Origin of the sequence: Actinomadura citrea, from assembly GCF_013409045.1 — a bacterium.
Lineage (GTDB): Bacteria > Actinomycetota > Actinomycetes > Streptosporangiales > Streptosporangiaceae > Spirillospora > Spirillospora citrea.
Window position 1 is genome coordinate 6,439,235 of the sequence record NZ_JACCBT010000001.1, and the last position, 15,010, is coordinate 6,454,244.

Below are 15,010 nucleotides of genomic sequence, written 5' to 3' on the forward strand. Positions count from 1 at the left end.
TAGGGATCTCAGTGGGCGTTACGCCTCAGTAGGCGATCCGATGGCACAGGGCGGGCAACGCGCCGCCCGCGAGGCGCGGCATCAGCCGCGGCAGCTCGGCGAACGGGCTCTCCCCGGTGATCAGCTCGCCGAACGCGGGGTCGGCGAGCAGCCGCAGCGCGAGCGCGATCCGGTCGGCGAAGCCGCGGCGCGACCGGCGGGACGGCGGAACGGCGCCGACCTGGCTGCCCCGGATGGTCAGGCGCCGCGAGTGGAAGAACTCCCCCAGCGGGACGCGGACCTGCCGGTCGCCGTACCAGCTCAGCTCGATCACCTCCCCCTCCGGTGCGAGCAGCTCCAGCGACCGGGCGAGCCCGGCCTCGGACGCGCTCGCGTGGACGACGAGGTCGCAGCCGCCCTCGGCCTGGTCGGGATGGGCGAACCCGACGCCGAGCGCCCGCGCGACGTCCGCGCGGGACGGGTCGGTGTCGACCAGCTGGACGCGGCACCCCGGGAACCCCGCGAGGACGCCCGCGACCGAGCAGCCGACCATCCCGCCTCCGACCACCGCGATGCGGTCGCCGACGAGCGGCGCCGCGTCCCACAGCGCGTTCACGGCCGTCTCCACCGTCCCGGCGAGGATCGCCCGCTCCGGCGGCACGTCCTCCGGGACGGCGCTGACCGCGCTCGCCGGGACGACGTAGCGGGTCTGGTGCGGGTAGAGGCAGAACACCGTGCGCCCGGCCAGCTCGGCGGGGCCGTGCTCGACCACGCCGACGTTCAGGTACCCGTACTTGACGGGCCCGGGGAACGCCCCGTCCTGGAACGGCGCCCGCATGATGGCGTGCTGGTTCGGCGGGACGCCGCCGCGGAACACGATCGCCTCGGTGCCGCGGCTCACGCCCGAGAACAGCGTCCGGACGAGCACCTCCCCCGGTCCCGGCTCGGGAAGGACGACATCGCGGATCTCGCCCTCACCTGGCGACCGGATCCAGAAGGCGCGCGCGTCGCGCTCCATCCGTGCCCCTCCCCCGAATCCCCTGAGCACCTTCGGCCTCACCGGTCCCATGGGCCCCACGGCGGTCCGTGTGCCGCCGCCTCGCCAGCCACACCACGTCCCGTCCGAACGACCACACCAGAAGCGCGAGCGCCGCCGCCACGAGCGCACCCGGATGCGGGACGAGGCCCGAAGCCGCGACGACCAGCGCCACTCCCTGCACCACGGCGACGGCCTTGCGCGCGACGCTCGGCCGCAGGTCGGCGCGGAGCCACGGCGCCGCCCAGGCCGCCGCGCCGAACGCGTACCGCATCGCCCCGATCGCCAGCACCCACAGGCCCGCCGACCGCGCGACCTCGACGCTCAGCACCATCACCAGCACCGCGTCGGTCTCCATGTCGAACCGCGCCCCGAGCCTGGACACCGTCCCGGTGCGCCGGGCGACCTTCCCGTCCACGCCGTCCAGGACGAGGGCCGCCGACGCGGCCGCGACGAGCGGCCAGACGCGGCCGTCACCGGTGAGATGCCCCGCGACCAGCGCCGCGGCACCCCCGGTGAGCACCACGCGCGCCAGCGTCACGTGATCGGCCGGCCCCAGCGCCCGCCGCCGCCGGAACGCGGCGGTCAGCAGTGCCCACGAGGCCAGCGCGTACCCCACGCCCACGGCCAGGCCCGCGTGGCCGGGACGGAGCAGCGCCAGCAGTGCGAGCTGGACCGCGACGGCCGCGGCCAGCTCCGGGCCCCTCGTCAGGCGGGGGCGGCGCGGCGCCGGGAGCCGTACCGGCGCCGGCCGCGGGAGCGTCATCGGCCTTGTCATCGGTGGGCCTCCCGGAACGGCGCCTCGCCGAGCGCCCCGGCGGGCGGGTCGAGCTGCGGGAGGTCGTGGCCGAGCCGGTCGCGCTTGGCGGTGAGGTAGCGGACGTTGTCGGCGCTGACCGGGACCAGCAGCGGGACGCGTGCCGCGACGGCGACGCCGTAGGACTCCAGCGCGCTGACCTTGACCGGGTTGTTGGACATCAACCGCACCGACCGGACGCCGAGATGCCGCAGGATCCGGGCGGCCGGGCCGTAGTCGCGCACGTCCACCGGCAGCCCGATGGCCGTGGCGGAGTCGACGGTGTCCAGACCCTGGTCGTCCTGCAGGATGTGGGTCCGGACCTTCGCCACCAGGCCGATCCCGCGGCCCTCGTGGCCGCGCAGGTAGACCAGCACGCCGGCGCCCTCGCGGGCGATGGCGTCCAGGGCGGCGCCGAGCTGGTCCCCGCACTCGCAGCGCGTCGCGCCGAAGATGTCGCCCGTCATGCACTCGGAGTGCATCCGGACGAGGACGTCGTCACGTCCGCGCACGTCGCCCCGCACCAGCGCCAAGTGCTCGTGCCCGTCGACCGGGTCCCGGAACGCGACGGCGCGGAACACGCCGCGCCGGGTCCTGAGGTCCGCCTCCGCGATGTCCTTCTGGTCGATGCCCTCGTCCATCGCTCCCCTTCCCTGGCTGCACAACCACCCCTGATACGTCGCGAACGCCCTAGGTGGTTGTGTCCCAAAACGGTCTGTACAACCGATGGCACGCAGGGGAGGCGCCTCAGGGTTCAGCCCAGTCGGACGCGGACCACCAAGTCGTGGAGGGCGCGGCGGTTCGCGGGCGCTTCGGGGAGGGCGCTGCGCTCGCGTTCGCCCTCGAGAAGGACGGTGAGCGCGGCGATGTCGTCCTGGAGCCGGGACGTGTCCGGCGCGTCCTCGGGCAGCGCGCCGTGCTCGGCGGCCCGCTTCGCCTCGATGAGGTCGGGCAGGTAGGACGGCCCGTCCCCGGCGAGCCGTCCCAGGTCGGCCTCGACCTCGCCGGTCCGCATCAGGTGGACGCCCGTCAGCAGCACCCGGAAGGTGTAGAGGAGCGGTTTGAGCTCTCGTGACCGCGCGAAGAGCTTCCACTGGGACCGCGCGAACCCCAGGTAGTGGTGCGCGTGGTTGAAGGTGACCAACCCGGGGACGAGTGACTTCAGCTCGGCGTGCACGGGCGAGGTGGCCACGACCAGCGGAGACATGACCTGCTCCAGGACGTAGCCGTTGCGCCGCAGGAGCAGCGCGCAGAACTTGGCCAGGTCGTGGGTGACCGCGTCGGCCTCCACTCCGGCGTGGTCCCACATCAGCGTGACGGTCTCCTCGCCCGTCTCCAGACCGACGATCTCCTCCAGCGGCAGCAGGTGGACGCCCCGCAGGTCGACGTCGGAGTCCTGCGAGGGGAACCCGTACAGGTGCGCGCCGCTGACGGTGAGGAACGCGCGGGGATACGGGTGGTCGGCGGCGAGGCGGTCGGCCATGCCCTCGGGGAGGTTCACCAGGTCACGCTCCTGCGCCGGACGGAGACCAGCAGTTCCTCGACCACCGCGCGGTCGGGTTCGGGCGGCAGCGGGCTGCGGTCCAGGGCCTCCTCCATCGCGGCCGCGAGGGAGGCGCGCCACGCGCCGATCTCGTCCCAGCCGACCTCGCCGCGGCGGACGGCGAGGAGCCGCTCGCGCAGGTCGCCGACCTCCACCCGCAACACGCCGTGCCGGACCAGGTGCAGGCCGCTCTCCAGGAGCCGCAGCATGTGCATGACGTGCTTCCAGCGCGGCACGCCGCCGTTGCGCAAGTCACCGTCCAGCTTGCGGAACTGGGCTTCGGCGTAACGGAGGAACGTGCGGTGCGCGTGCCGGGACAGGAACGCAGGCCGCACGGCCAGCAACTCCTCTCCCACCGGCGTGACCCGCTCGACCAGCGGCGACCACAGGCACTCGAGCACGGTCGGATTCGCGCTCAGTGCCAGTTCGCAGAAGCGCTCCAGCTCCCAGGAGAACTGCTCGGGCAGCGGGCCGTCCAGATGCGTGGGCGGCTTCACGAAACGCCAGAACAGGGGCGCGGGGGCCGCGTAGACGCCGCGCCGGTCGACGTCGCTTTCGCCTGTCGCCAGCCCGTAGGCGCGCGACCCGACCACGACCGACAGGATCGTGTGGTCGCGGACGAGGTCGAGCGCGCCGGAGGAGTCGGGTTTCGTCACGCGGGAAGCCTGGCGCAGGGTCGACGGACATGTCGACCGGATTGTCCCACTTGTGGAAAACGGTTACAGATCGGCCACGGACTTGCTGAAACTTTCTGCAAGCGGTTTACGAGACTGAAACGCGTTGCTAACGTCCAGCCACCCCCATCTCTTGACCTGCGGGACGGCTCCCCGGCGAGGGACGTCCCGCGAAGGAGGACACCATGCGGCGCACCCCCCTGATCGGCGGCACCGTCGTCTGCGCCGCCCTCGCGCTCTCGCTCTCCGCCTGCGGCGGCGATGACGACGGCGGCTCGAAGGGCGGCGCGGGCGCGGCAAGCCTGCAGGGCCGCGGTCCGATCACCTTCGTGACCGGCAAGGACCGCTCGGGCTACCTGCAGAAGCAGCTCGACGGCTGGAACGCCGAGCACCCGAAGGAGCAGGTCCGCGTCATCGAGCTGCCGGACGAGCCGAACGACCAGCGGCAGCAGATGATCCAGAACGCCACGACCAAGTCCGACGCCTACGCGGTGCTGAACCTCGACGTGGTGTGGACGGCCGAGTTCGCCGCCAACCGGTGGCTGGCCCAGCTGCCCAAGGACCAGATCGACCTCTCGAAGATGCTGCCCGCGACCATCACCACCGGGCAGTACCGCGACAAGCTGTACGCCGTGCCGTCCACGTCCGACGCCGGGATGCTCTACTTCCGCAGGGACCTGCTGGAGAAGGCCGGCATCACCGGCCCGCCGAAGACCTACACCGAGATGTGGGACGACTGCGCGAAGGTCAAGAAACTGCCCGAGGCGAAGGACGCCGACTGCTTCTTCACCGAGGTCAACAAGACCGAGAGCATGACGATCAGCGCGGTCGAGGCGATCGAGAGCGCCGGCGGCTCCATCATCGGCCCCGACGGCAGGCCCACGCTGAACACCCCGCAGGCCAAGCAGGGCGTCGAGTTCCTCGTCGCCGCCAAGAAGGACCACATGCCGAAGGAGGCCGTCACCCTCGACACCGAGGGCGGCCGCCGCTCCTTCCAGTCCGGCAAGCTGATCTTCCAGCGGCAGTGGCCCTACCAGTACGGGCTGGCCGACTCGGGCGACGGCTCGTCCAAGGTGGCGGGCAGGTTCGCGGTCGCGCCGCTGCCCGGCCCGAACGGCCCCGGCGTCGCCAACCTCGGCGGCCACAACCTCGCGATCTCCGCGTTCGCCAAGAACAAGGCGACCTCGCTCGACTTCATCCGCTACCTCACCGGCGAGCAGGCCCAGCGCGCCAACCTCCTCGCGACCTCGCAGGCGCCCACGGTCGCGGCGCTGTACGACGACCCCGAGATGGTGAAGAAGTTCCCGTACCTGCCCGTCCTCAAGCAGGCCATCGCGGGCGCCAGGCCCCGCCCGGTCGCGGTCAAGTACGGCGACGTCACCGCCGCCGTCCAGGGCGAGATGTACGACGCGGTGACCGGGAAGAAGCCCGTCGACCAGGCCCTGGCCGACCTGCAGTCCAAGCTCCAGCCGCTGACCGCGCAGTGAGCGGGATGACCACCACCGAGAGCGCGCCCGCCGCCGGCACCGCCGCGGCGGGCGCGCCCCGCGGACGCGGGAAGGGCGACGTGCAGGGGACGCGGCGGCTCGCGGCGCTCCTGCTGTCGCCCACCCTGCTCGTGCTCGCCCTCGTCATCGGCTACCCGGTCCTCGCCGGGTTCCGCGAGTCGCTGTACGCGCGCGGCGAGGGACTGGACGCCGACGGGTTCGTCGTGGAGGGCGACCGCTTCGTCGGCCTCGACAACTACACCGCGATCTTCCAGGGCGACCGCGCCGACGCCTTCTGGAACGCCTTCTCCAACACCACGTTCTTCACCCTCACCACGGTCGTCCTGGAGACGGTGATCGGCGTCGCGATGGCGCTGATCATGCAGCAGGCGTTCCGCGGGCGGGCGCTGGTGCGCGCGAGCATCCTCGTCCCGTGGGCGATCCCGACCGCGATCTCCGGGCTGCTGTGGCGGTGGATCTTCCAGGCCGACGGCGCCGCGAACGCGGTGCTGCGCCAGGAGATCCTGTGGACCGCCGACGGCTTCCCCGCCAAGGCGGCCGTCGTCATCGCCGAGGTGTGGAAGACCTCCCCGTTCATCGGGCTGCTCGTCCTCGCCGGGCTGCAGATGATCCCCCGGGACGTCTACGAGGCCGCCCGGGTGGACGGAGCCGGCCCGGTCCAGCAGTTCTTCCGCATCACGCTGCCGCTGGTCAAGCCCGCGCTGCTGGTCGCCGTGCTGTTCCGGATGCTGGACGTGCTGCGGATGTTCGACCTGCCCGCCGTGCTGATCGGCGTCAACCAGAGGTCCGTGGAGACGCTGACGATGATCGCCTGGTTCGAGGCGTCCAACCTGCGGTACGGGTCGGCGGCGGCGTACGCGACCGTCCTGTTCCTGTACGTCGCGCTGATCGCGTACCTGTTCGTGAAGCTGCTCGGCGCCGACATCATCGGCGAGGCCCGCGGGCGCACCAGGCGCGCACGCCCCGTACGGACGGCGCGCGGCAGAAGGAGGGCGGCGGCATGACCGGCTCAGCGGTGAAGCGGGCACTGTCCACCCTCGGGTTCGCCGCCGTCGCGGTGTACTGCCTCGCGCCGTTCTACTGGATGGCGATCTCGGCGTTCCGCCGCCCGCAGGACCAGTTCGACAACACGCTCGTCCCTTCGCGGTGGTCGTGGGAGAACTTCTCCGCGGTGTTCTCCGGCGACAACGGATTCGGCCGGGCCCTGCTGAACAGCGTCATCGTGGCGGGCGCCACCACCGTGCTCACCCTGCTGATCGGCACGTTCACCGCGTACGCGCTGGCCCGGCTGGACTTCCGGTTCAAGAACGCGGTGCTCGGACTGATCGTCGCGACGACGATGTTCCCGGGAATCTCGCAGCTGGTCCCGTTGCTGAAGCTCTTCACCGACATCAAGTGGATCAACACCTACCAGGCGATGGTGCTGCCCAGCCTCGGGTTCGCGCTGCCGCTGTCGGTGTGGCTGCTCACCGCGTTCTTCCGGCAGCTGCCGTTCGAGCTGGAGCAGGCGGCGATGGTGGACGGCTGCACCCGCGGCCAGGCGTTCCGCAAGATCATCATCCCGCTGGCGGCGCCCGGGGTGTTCACCACGGCGATCCTGACCTTCATCGCCGCGTGGAACGAGTTCCTCATCGCACTGTCCATGGTCAACAAGAAGGAGATGCAGACCGCGACCGTCGCGATCTCCAAGTTCACCGGCGTCTCCGGGTTCGACCAGCCGTTCGGCACCCAGATGGCGGCCGGGGTGGTCGTGACCGTCCCGCTCATCGCCGTGGTGCTGGTCTTCCAGCGCCGGATCGTCGCCGGGCTCACCGCCGGCGGCGTCAAGTAGCACCCGACAGCTCCCGACAAGAAGGATGTTCATGACCCAGGACACCCTGCTCGTCCACACCGCCGGCGACCGCGCCGAGGGCGGAGGCTGGTGGCGCGACGCCGTCATCTACCAGGTGTACGTGCGCAGCTTCGCCGACTCCGACGGCGACGGTGTCGGCGACCTCCCGGGCATCCGGTCCCGGCTGCCCTACCTGGCCGGCCTCGGCGTCGACGCCCTGTGGCTGACGCCGTTCTACGTCTCGCCGATGGCGGACTTCGGCTACGACGTGGCGGACTACCGCGACGTCGACCCGCTGTTCGGCACCCTCGCCGACGCCCGCGACCTCATCGCGGACGCACACGCGCACGGGCTGCGGATCATCGTGGACGTCGTGCCGAACCACACCTCCGACCGGCACGCCTGGTTCCGGACCGCGCTCGCCGCGGCCCCCGGATCCGCCGAGCGCGACCGCTACATCTTCCGGGACGGGAGGGGACCGGGCGGCGTCGAACCCCCGAACGACTGGGAGTCGGTGTTCGGTGGCCCCGCCTGGACGCGGGCACCGGACGGCCAGTGGTACCTGCACCTCTTCGCGTCCGAGCAGCCCGACCTCGACTGGGAGAACCCCGAGGTCCACGCCGAGTTCGCCGACGTCCTGAGGTTCTGGCTGGACCTCGGGGTGGACGGTTTCCGCGTGGACGTCGCACACGGCATGGCCAAGGCGCCGGGCCTGCCCGACGTGGGCCACCCGAACCAGACGGAGATGCTCGGCACGGCCGTCCTGCCCTACTTCGACCAGGACGCCGTCCACGACATCCACCGCGCGTGGCGCCGCCTGCTCGACTCCTACGGCGCGGAGCGGATCGCCGTCGCCGAGGCGTGGGCCCCCACGCCGCAGCGACTCGCCGACTACACCCGTCCCGACGAGCTGCACCAGGCGTTCAACTTCCACTACCTGACCGCGCCCTGGGAGGCGGCCGGGATGCGGAGGGTGATCGAGGAGTCGCTGCGCACCGCCGGGGGCGTCGGCGCACCCGCGACCTGGGTGCTGTCCAACCACGACGTGAAACGCCACGTCACCCGGTACGGCGACGGCGAGACCGGCCTGCGGCGCGCCCGCGCGGCCGCGCTGCTGACGCTCGCACTGCCCGGCTCGTCCTACGTCTACCAGGGCGAGGAGCTCGGCCTGCCGGAGGTCCTGGACCTCCCGGAGGAGTTCCAGCAGGACCCGCAGCGGCTGCGCGGCGAGGGCGCGGGCCGCGACGGCTGCCGCGTCCCGATGCCGTGGGAGGGCGAGGAGCCCCCGTTCGGGTTCGGCGCGGGCACCGCGTCCTGGCTCCCGATCCCCACCGCGTGGCGCGACCTGACCGTCGCCGCGCAGGACGGCGACCCCGGCTCCATGCTGGCTCTCTACCGTGAGGCACTGCGCGTCCGCCGCGAGCATCCGGCGCTCGGCGACGGAGATTTGTCCTGGATCGCGGGTCCACCCGGCACACTGGTCTTCGTGCGTGCGGCCGGGGGCGGGAACGGGCGGCTCGCGTGCGCGGTCAACATGGGCGACGCCACCGCGCGCGTCCGCGTGCGGGGGACCCCGCTCCTGGCGAGCGGGCCGGTCCGCGCCGACGGCTCCGTGAACGGCGGAGACGTCGACCTGCCCCCGGACACCGCACTGTGGTGGGACGTCGAGGAGGGATGACTTGAAACCTATGACGACGCGCCTGGCGGACATCGCGGCACACGCCGGGGTGAGCGAGGCGACGGTGAGCCGCGTGCTCAACGGCAAGCCGGGCGTGTCCCCGACCACGCGCCAGGCGGTGCTGACCGCCCTGGACGTGCTCGGATACGAGCGCCCGGCCCGGCTGCGCCAGCAGCGGGCCGGGCTGATCGGGCTGATCATCCCCGAGCTGACCAACCCGATCTTCCCGGCGTTCGCCGAGGTCATCGAGAGCGCGCTGGCCCGGCACGGGTACATGGCGGTGCTGTGCTCGCAGGCGCCGGGCGGCGTCGCGGAGGACGACTACATCGAGATGCTGCTGGAGCGCGGCGTCGCCGGGATCATCTTCGTCAACGGCCTGCACGCCAACGCCAACTCCGACCGGGCCCGCTACGCGCGGCTGCTCGAACAGGCCCTGCCGATCGTCCTGGTCAACGGCCACCGTCCCGACATCGACGCGCCGTACGTCTCCAACGACGACGTGGCGTCGATGGAGGCGGTGGTCGCGCACCTGGCCGCAATGGGCCACCGCCGGATCGGCCTCGCGATCGGCCAGGACGTGTACGTACCGACGCGGCGCAAGACCGAGGGGTTCCGGCGCGGGATGGCCGCGCACACCGGGCTCGCCCCGGACGAGGTGGACGAGCTGGTCGTCAACACCATGTACACGGTCGAGGGCGGGCAGGCGGCGGCCGCAAAGCTGCTCGACGCGGGCTGCACGGCGATCTGCGGCGGCAACGACATCATGGCGCTCGGCGCGATCCGGGCCGCCCGGGCGCGCGGCCTCCAGGTCCCCGATGACGTTTCGGTGACCGGCATGGACGACTCGCTGCTCACGGCCTACCTCGACCCCCCGCTGACCACGGTCCGGCAGTCGGTGCGGGAGATGTCGATGGCCGCGGTGAGCACCGTCCTGGACGAGATCCGCGGCACCCGCGCGCCCCGCACCGAGCTGCTCTACCGGCCCGAACTCGTCGTCCGGCGGTCCACGGCCCCGGCCCCGGCGGCGGCCCGGCTGACCCGCGTCAAGGGAGGGCTGACCCCGCCCTGACGGGGTGTCGGACCAGGCCTGACCCGCCGGCGCGGCGGCCAGGTTCTTGTAACGGTTGTGTTTCGGCACATTGACAGTGAGCCGGGTCACGGTCTTTCATCCGTGGGAGCGCTCCCACACCGATGCACCACCACAACCTGAGAGGGGTCCGCCATGAGGGCCATCATGCGGCGCGGACTGAGTACGGCGATGGCGGCGGTACTCGTCGGCGGCCTCGCCGTCGCGTGCGGCGGCGACGACGGCGACGACAAGGGGGGCTCCGACAACGGGCCGGTCGAGCTGACCGTCGACGTCTTCGGCGAGCCGGGTTACGACGCGCTCTACAAGCAGTACGAGCAGTCCCACCCCAACGTGAAGATCAAGCAGCGCAAGGTCTCCACCCTGGACGAGTACAAGCCGCGCATCCAGCAGTGGATGGCCACCGGCAGCGGCGCGGGCGACGTCGTCATGCTGGAGGAGGGCATCCTGCCGCTCTACATGCAGCAGAAGGCCAAGTTCCTCGACCTGTTCGACTACGGCGGCAAGGACCTGGAGAAGAACTTCCTGCCGTGGAAGTGGCAGGCGGGCCTCACCGCGGACGGCAAGCAGCTCATCGGCCTCGGCACCGACGTCGGCCCCCTCGCCATGTGCTACCGCACGGACCTGTTCAAGAAGGCCGGCCTGCCCACCGACCGCGCCGAGGTCGGCAAGCTCTGGCCGACGTGGGACGCGTTCCTGTCCACGGGCCAGAAGTTCCAGGACAAGGTGCCCGGCAGCAAGTGGCTGGACGGCCCCACCGCCGTCTTCCGCGCCACCGTCCTGCAGAATGCCGGCAGCGGCCCGGGCTACAGCTTCTTCGACAAGAGCGACAACCTCGTCTTCGACAGCAACCCGCCGGTCCGGCAGGCGTTCGACACGACGATGAAGTTCGAGCAGAGCAAGCTCACCGCCGATATGTCGATCTTCACGCCGCCGTGGCAGACCGCCCTCAAGCGGGACACCTTCGCGACCCTGCCGTGCCCGTCCTGGATGCTCGGCGGGATCGAGGAGTTCTCCGGCAAGGCCGGCAAGGGCAAGTGGGACGTGGCGACCACGCCCGGCGGCTCCGGCTACTGGGGCGGCTCGTGGCTCGCGGTGCCCAAGCAGACCAAGCACGCCAAGGCCGCCGCCGAGCTCGCCAAGTACCTGACCTCCCCCGAGGGCCAGGTCGGCGCGTTCAAGGCCGCGAACGTCTTCCCGTCCTCGCCGCAGGCCGCCCAGGACCCGGCGGTCGCGGGCGCCAAGAGCGCGTACTTCAACGACGCCCCGATCGGGCAGATCTTCGGGCAGCTGGTCGCCGCGGTGAAGCCGGTGCACCTCGGGCCGAAGAACGAGGACGTGCGCGCCGCGGTGGAGAACGTCCTGATCTCCGTGGGCCAGGGCAAGCAGAAGCCCGACCAGGCCTGGACGAAGTCCGTCGACGAGGCGAAGAAGGCCGCCAGGTAGCCGGCGGCCCCCGACCGCGGCGGCGGCGCCGTGCCGTACCTCCCCGCCGGCGCCGCCGCCGTCCCTCTCCCCGCTTCGTCCCGTCCTCGGAAAGGAGGCGCACGACGTGACCACCGATCTGCGCCCCAGCCGGAACGGCCCGCCGCCGGCCTCGCCCGCGGCGGCGCGGCCGGATCCGCGCCGCACCTGGCGCGCCCGGCTGGCCCGGCTCGACGTGAAGGGCGCGCCCTACGCCTTCATCTCGCCGTTCTACCTCGTCTTCCTGGTCTTCGGCGCGTTCCCCCTCGTCTACACGCTCTGGGTCTCCCTGCACGACTGGGAGCTGGCGTCGGGGACGCGCGAGTTCGTGGGGCTCGACAACTACGACTACCTGCTGACCGACGCCGACTTCTGGCACGCGACGGTCAACACCCTCGGGATCTTCGCCGTCTCGACCGTCCCGCAACTGCTGGTCGCGCTGCTGATCGCCAACACCCTGAACCGCCGGATGCGGCTGCCGACGCTGTTCCGGATCGGGATGGTCGCCCCGCTGGTCACCTCGACCGCCGCCGTCGCGATCGTGTTCACCCAGATGTTCGACAAGGACTGGGGCATGGTCAACTGGGCGATCGGGCTGGTCGGCATCGACCCGATCCACTGGTCGAGCAGCCGCGGCTGGTCCTGGGTCGCCATCGCGATGATGGTGGACTGGCGCTGGACCGGCTACAACGCGCTCATCTACCTGGCCGCCATGCAGGCGATCCCGAAGGACCTCTACGAGGCCGCCGCGATCGACGGCGCGTCCCGGATCCGGCAGTTCTGGCAGATCACGGTGCCGATGCTGCGCCCCACCATCATCTTCACCGTGATCATCTCGACGATCGGCGGGCTCCAGCTGTTCACCGAGCCCGTGCTGTTCAGCGTCGGCACGCCGAACAAGATGGACGGCGGCCCGATGCACCAGTTCCAGACGATCACGATGTACATGTACGACAACGCGTTCGGCCATGACCGCTACGGCTACGGCGCGACGGTCGCCTGGGCGCTGTTCGTGATGATCATCGTGTTCTCCCTGATCAACTTCCTGGCCGTGCGCCGCACGGGAGGCACCAAGTGACCACGCTCCTCGCCGGCCCCGGCGGCCGGAACCCCGGCGGCAGGCGCGCCGCCGCGCACCCCGGGCGCTACCGCGGCCTGTGGAACGCCAGCCCGCTGACCTACCTCACGCTGGTCGTCGCGCTGGCCCTGTCGGTCTTCCCGATCTACTGGATGATCATCGTGGCGACCCGCACGAACAGCGTGGTCGCCGACGTCCCGCCGCCGCTGCTGCCGGGCGGCCACGGCGGCGACAACGTCGGCCGGCTGTTCGACAACCCGGAGGCCTACTTCGCCAAGGGCCTGCTGAACTCGGCGCTCGCCTCCGCGGCGGTGACGGTCTCCACGGTGTTCTTCGCCTCGCTGGCCGGGTTCGCGTTCGCCAAGCTGCGCTTCCGCGGCAAGAACGGGCTGCTGCTCACCATCATCGCCACGATGATGATCCCGGTGCAGATGGGCATCATCCCGCTCTACATGATCATGGTGAAGCTGGGCTGGCAGAACCACCTGCAGGCGGTCATCGTCCCGTTCCTGGTCACCGGGTTCGGGGTGTTCATGATGCGGCAGTACGCCGACCAGGCCGTCCCGGACGAGCTGATCGAGGCGGCCCGCGTCGACGGGTGCACCACGTTCGGCATCTACTGGCGGGTCGTGCTCCCCGCGCTGCGCCCCGCCGCGGGCGTCCTCGGGCTGTTCACGTTCATGCAGACCTGGAACGAGTTCATGTGGCCGCTGGCGGTGCTGAGCCCGGACAACCCGACGGTGCAGCTGTCCATCAACAACCTGGCGAACGCCTACTTCAAGGACTACACGCTCATGTTCGCCGGGACCAGCGTGGCGATCCTGCCACTGCTCGTGGTGTTCATCGTTTTCGGCCGCCAGATCATCGGCGGGATCATGGAAGGTGCAGTGAAGGCGTGACCTCCCTCAAGGACGACACCAGCGCGGCTCCCGCCGCACCCTTCCCGACCGGGTTCCGCTGGGGGGCCGCCACCGCCGCCTACCAGATCGAGGGCGCCGCGGGCGAGGACGGGCGCGGACCGTCCATCTGGGACACCTTCTGCCGCACGCCGGGCAAGGTCCTGCGCGGCGAGACGGGCGACGTCGCGGTGGACCACTACCACCGCTTCCCCGAGGACGTGGCGCTCATGGCCGACCTCGGGCTCACCGCGTACCGGTTCTCGATCTCCTGGCCGCGGGTGCAGCCGGCCGGGGCCGGGGCCTTCAACACCGAGGGCCTCGACTTCTACCGGCGGCTGGTGGACGCGCTGCTGGAGGCGGGCATCGAGCCGTGGCCGACGCTCTACCACTGGGACCTCCCGCAGCCGCTGGAGGACAAGGGCGGCTGGCCCGAGCGGGAGACCGCCCACCGGTTCGCCGAGTACGCCGACCACGTGCACGCCGCGCTCGGCGACCGCGTCGCGCACTGGATGACGGTGAACGAGCCGTGGTGCGCGGCGTTCCTCGGCTACGCCTCCGGCGACCACGCCCCCGGGCGCGTCGACCCGCCGGGGTCCCTGCTGGCCGCGCACCACCTGATGCTCGGCCACGGCCTGGCCGTCGAGGCGATGCGCGCCCGCCGCCCGGACAACCGCTTCGGCGCCGCCGTCAACCTCTACGCGGTCTCCCCCGCGACCGGCGACCCCGCCGACGCCGACGCTGCGCGCCGGATCGACGGGCTGCAGAACCGGCTGTTCCTCGACCCGCTGCTGCTCGGCCGCTACCCCGAGGACGTCCTCGCCGACACCTCCCGCTACGGGTTCACCCCGCCCGACGCGGACCTCGCGGTCATCAACCAGCCGCTCGACCAGCTGGGCATCAACTACTACTCGCGGCACACCGTCGCGGGGACGCCCGGCGAGGCGGCGCAGACCGCGTCGTCGCCGTTCGCGACGAACTCCCCCTGGCCCGGCAGCGGCCACGTCCGGTTCGTGCCGGCCGGGCGCCCGGTCACCGGGATGGGCTGGGAGATCGACGAGAGCGGCCTGCACGAGGTGCTGACCCGGCTGCACCGCGAGTACCCGTCCGTCCCGCTGTACATCACCGAGAACGGCGCCGGCTACGACGAGGTCCCTGACGGGGATGGCACGGTCCAAGACGCGGGCCGCATCGCCTACCTCGACGCGCACCTGCGGGCCTGCCACGACGCCATTTCCGAAGGGGTCCCGCTGCACGGCTATTTCACATGGTCACTGCTGGATAATTTCGAATGGGCTTGGGGCTACTCCAAGCGTTTCGGGCTGGTCCACGTCGATTACGCCACGCAGCGCCGGGTGCCCAAGGCCAGCGCACGGTGGTACGCCGGAGTGATCCGGCGGGGCGGGCTGCCCGAGCGGGGCTGACCCGGGGCGACGGCAC

At 71.6% G+C, this 15,010-nt stretch carries 14 protein-coding genes; 9 read left to right on the top strand and 5 right to left on the bottom strand.

Translation table 11 applies throughout. The features are described 5' to 3' along the window. Positions 1 to 25: 25 nt before the first annotated feature. The 5 genes from BJ999_RS29600 to BJ999_RS29620 all read right to left on the bottom strand — a co-directional run bounded on the left by BJ999_RS29600 (position 26) and on the right by BJ999_RS29620 (position 4,010). Positions 26 to 997: a zinc-dependent alcohol dehydrogenase gene (locus BJ999_RS29600; RefSeq protein ID WP_179836300.1), complete on the bottom strand. Its 972-nt coding sequence runs from the start codon at positions 995 to 997 to the stop codon at positions 26 to 28. Further along, the gene (locus BJ999_RS29605; RefSeq protein ID WP_229810117.1) at positions 954 to 1,793 is read right to left on the bottom strand and encodes a CDP-alcohol phosphatidyltransferase family protein; all 840 of its coding nucleotides are present in this window, start codon (positions 1,791 to 1,793) and stop codon (positions 954 to 956) included. The genes BJ999_RS29600 and BJ999_RS29605 overlap by 44 nt, the downstream gene beginning before the upstream one ends. Further along, entirely contained in the window at positions 1,790 to 2,452 is a 663-nt protein-coding gene (ribA, locus tag BJ999_RS29610; RefSeq protein WP_179836301.1) for a GTP cyclohydrolase II, read from the bottom strand. Before ribA ends, BJ999_RS29605 begins: the two co-directional genes overlap by 4 nt. 113 nt (positions 2,453 to 2,565) lie before the next feature. Beyond that, positions 2,566 to 3,312: a nucleotidyltransferase domain-containing protein gene (locus BJ999_RS29615; RefSeq protein ID WP_229810118.1), complete on the bottom strand. Its 747-nt coding sequence runs from the start codon at positions 3,310 to 3,312 to the stop codon at positions 2,566 to 2,568. Beyond that, entirely contained in the window at positions 3,309 to 4,010 is a 702-nt protein-coding gene (locus BJ999_RS29620) for a nucleotidyltransferase domain-containing protein (RefSeq protein ID WP_179836302.1), read from the bottom strand. Before BJ999_RS29620 ends, BJ999_RS29615 begins: the two co-directional genes overlap by 4 nt. Before the next feature lie 203 nt (positions 4,011 to 4,213). Between BJ999_RS29620 and BJ999_RS29625 the strand changes: the two genes are divergently transcribed. The 9 genes from BJ999_RS29625 to BJ999_RS29665 all read left to right on the top strand — a co-directional run bounded on the left by BJ999_RS29625 (position 4,214) and on the right by BJ999_RS29665 (position 14,994). Next, the gene (locus BJ999_RS29625; RefSeq protein WP_179836303.1) at positions 4,214 to 5,515 is read left to right on the top strand and encodes an ABC transporter substrate-binding protein; all 1,302 of its coding nucleotides are present in this window, start codon (positions 4,214 to 4,216) and stop codon (positions 5,513 to 5,515) included. A gap of 5 nt (positions 5,516 to 5,520) precedes the next feature. Beyond that, the gene (locus BJ999_RS29630; RefSeq protein ID WP_179836304.1) at positions 5,521 to 6,540 is read left to right on the top strand and encodes a carbohydrate ABC transporter permease; all 1,020 of its coding nucleotides are present in this window, start codon (positions 5,521 to 5,523) and stop codon (positions 6,538 to 6,540) included. Then, complete coding sequence (locus tag BJ999_RS29635; RefSeq protein WP_179836305.1) at positions 6,537 to 7,367, top strand: carbohydrate ABC transporter permease; 831 nt, start codon at positions 6,537 to 6,539, stop codon at positions 7,365 to 7,367. Before BJ999_RS29630 ends, BJ999_RS29635 begins: the two co-directional genes overlap by 4 nt. 31 nt (positions 7,368 to 7,398) lie before the next feature. After that, complete coding sequence (locus BJ999_RS29640; RefSeq protein ID WP_179836306.1) at positions 7,399 to 9,045, top strand: glycoside hydrolase family 13 protein; 1,647 nt, start codon at positions 7,399 to 7,401, stop codon at positions 9,043 to 9,045. 10 nt (positions 9,046 to 9,055) lie between these two features. Beyond that, complete coding sequence (locus tag BJ999_RS29645) at positions 9,056 to 10,114, top strand: LacI family DNA-binding transcriptional regulator (RefSeq protein WP_179836307.1); 1,059 nt, start codon at positions 9,056 to 9,058, stop codon at positions 10,112 to 10,114. A 165-nt stretch (positions 10,115 to 10,279) separates the two neighbouring features. Continuing rightward, the gene (locus tag BJ999_RS29650; protein WP_229810119.1) at positions 10,280 to 11,578 is read left to right on the top strand and encodes an ABC transporter substrate-binding protein; all 1,299 of its coding nucleotides are present in this window, start codon (positions 10,280 to 10,282) and stop codon (positions 11,576 to 11,578) included. 106 nt (positions 11,579 to 11,684) lie between these two features. Further along, a complete protein-coding gene (locus tag BJ999_RS29655) occupies positions 11,685 to 12,674 on the top strand; it encodes a carbohydrate ABC transporter permease (RefSeq protein WP_373292699.1) in 990 nt (329 codons plus the stop codon). Beyond that, a complete protein-coding gene (locus BJ999_RS29660; RefSeq protein WP_229810120.1) occupies positions 12,671 to 13,573 on the top strand; it encodes a carbohydrate ABC transporter permease in 903 nt (300 codons plus the stop codon). The genes BJ999_RS29655 and BJ999_RS29660 overlap by 4 nt, the downstream gene beginning before the upstream one ends. Further along, positions 13,570 to 14,994, top strand: coding sequence for a GH1 family beta-glucosidase (locus BJ999_RS29665; RefSeq protein WP_179836309.1), 1,425 nt, complete (start codon positions 13,570 to 13,572; stop codon positions 14,992 to 14,994). The genes BJ999_RS29660 and BJ999_RS29665 overlap by 4 nt, the downstream gene beginning before the upstream one ends. The last annotated feature ends 16 nt before the right edge of the window (positions 14,995 to 15,010 follow it).

Coding starts and splice junctions, on each gene's coding strand:
- BJ999_RS29635 (WP_179836305.1), top strand. CDS start 6,537: ATGACCGGCTCAGCGGTGAAGCGGGCACTGTCCACCCTCGGGTTCGCC.
- BJ999_RS29640 (WP_179836306.1), top strand. CDS start 7,399: ATGACCCAGGACACCCTGCTCGTCCACACCGCCGGCGACCGCGCCGAG.
- ribA (WP_179836301.1), bottom strand. CDS start 2,452: ATGGACGAGGGCATCGACCAGAAGGACATCGCGGAGGCGGACCTCAGG.
- BJ999_RS29645 (WP_179836307.1), top strand. CDS start 9,056: ATGACGACGCGCCTGGCGGACATCGCGGCACACGCCGGGGTGAGCGAG.
- BJ999_RS29650 (WP_229810119.1), top strand. CDS start 10,280: ATGCGGCGCGGACTGAGTACGGCGATGGCGGCGGTACTCGTCGGCGGC.
- BJ999_RS29625 (WP_179836303.1), top strand. CDS start 4,214: ATGCGGCGCACCCCCCTGATCGGCGGCACCGTCGTCTGCGCCGCCCTC.
- BJ999_RS29600 (WP_179836300.1), bottom strand. CDS start 997: ATGGAGCGCGACGCGCGCGCCTTCTGGATCCGGTCGCCAGGTGAGGGC.
- BJ999_RS29605 (WP_229810117.1), bottom strand. CDS start 1,793: ATGACAAGGCCGATGACGCTCCCGCGGCCGGCGCCGGTACGGCTCCCG.
- BJ999_RS29630 (WP_179836304.1), top strand. CDS start 5,521: ATGACCACCACCGAGAGCGCGCCCGCCGCCGGCACCGCCGCGGCGGGC.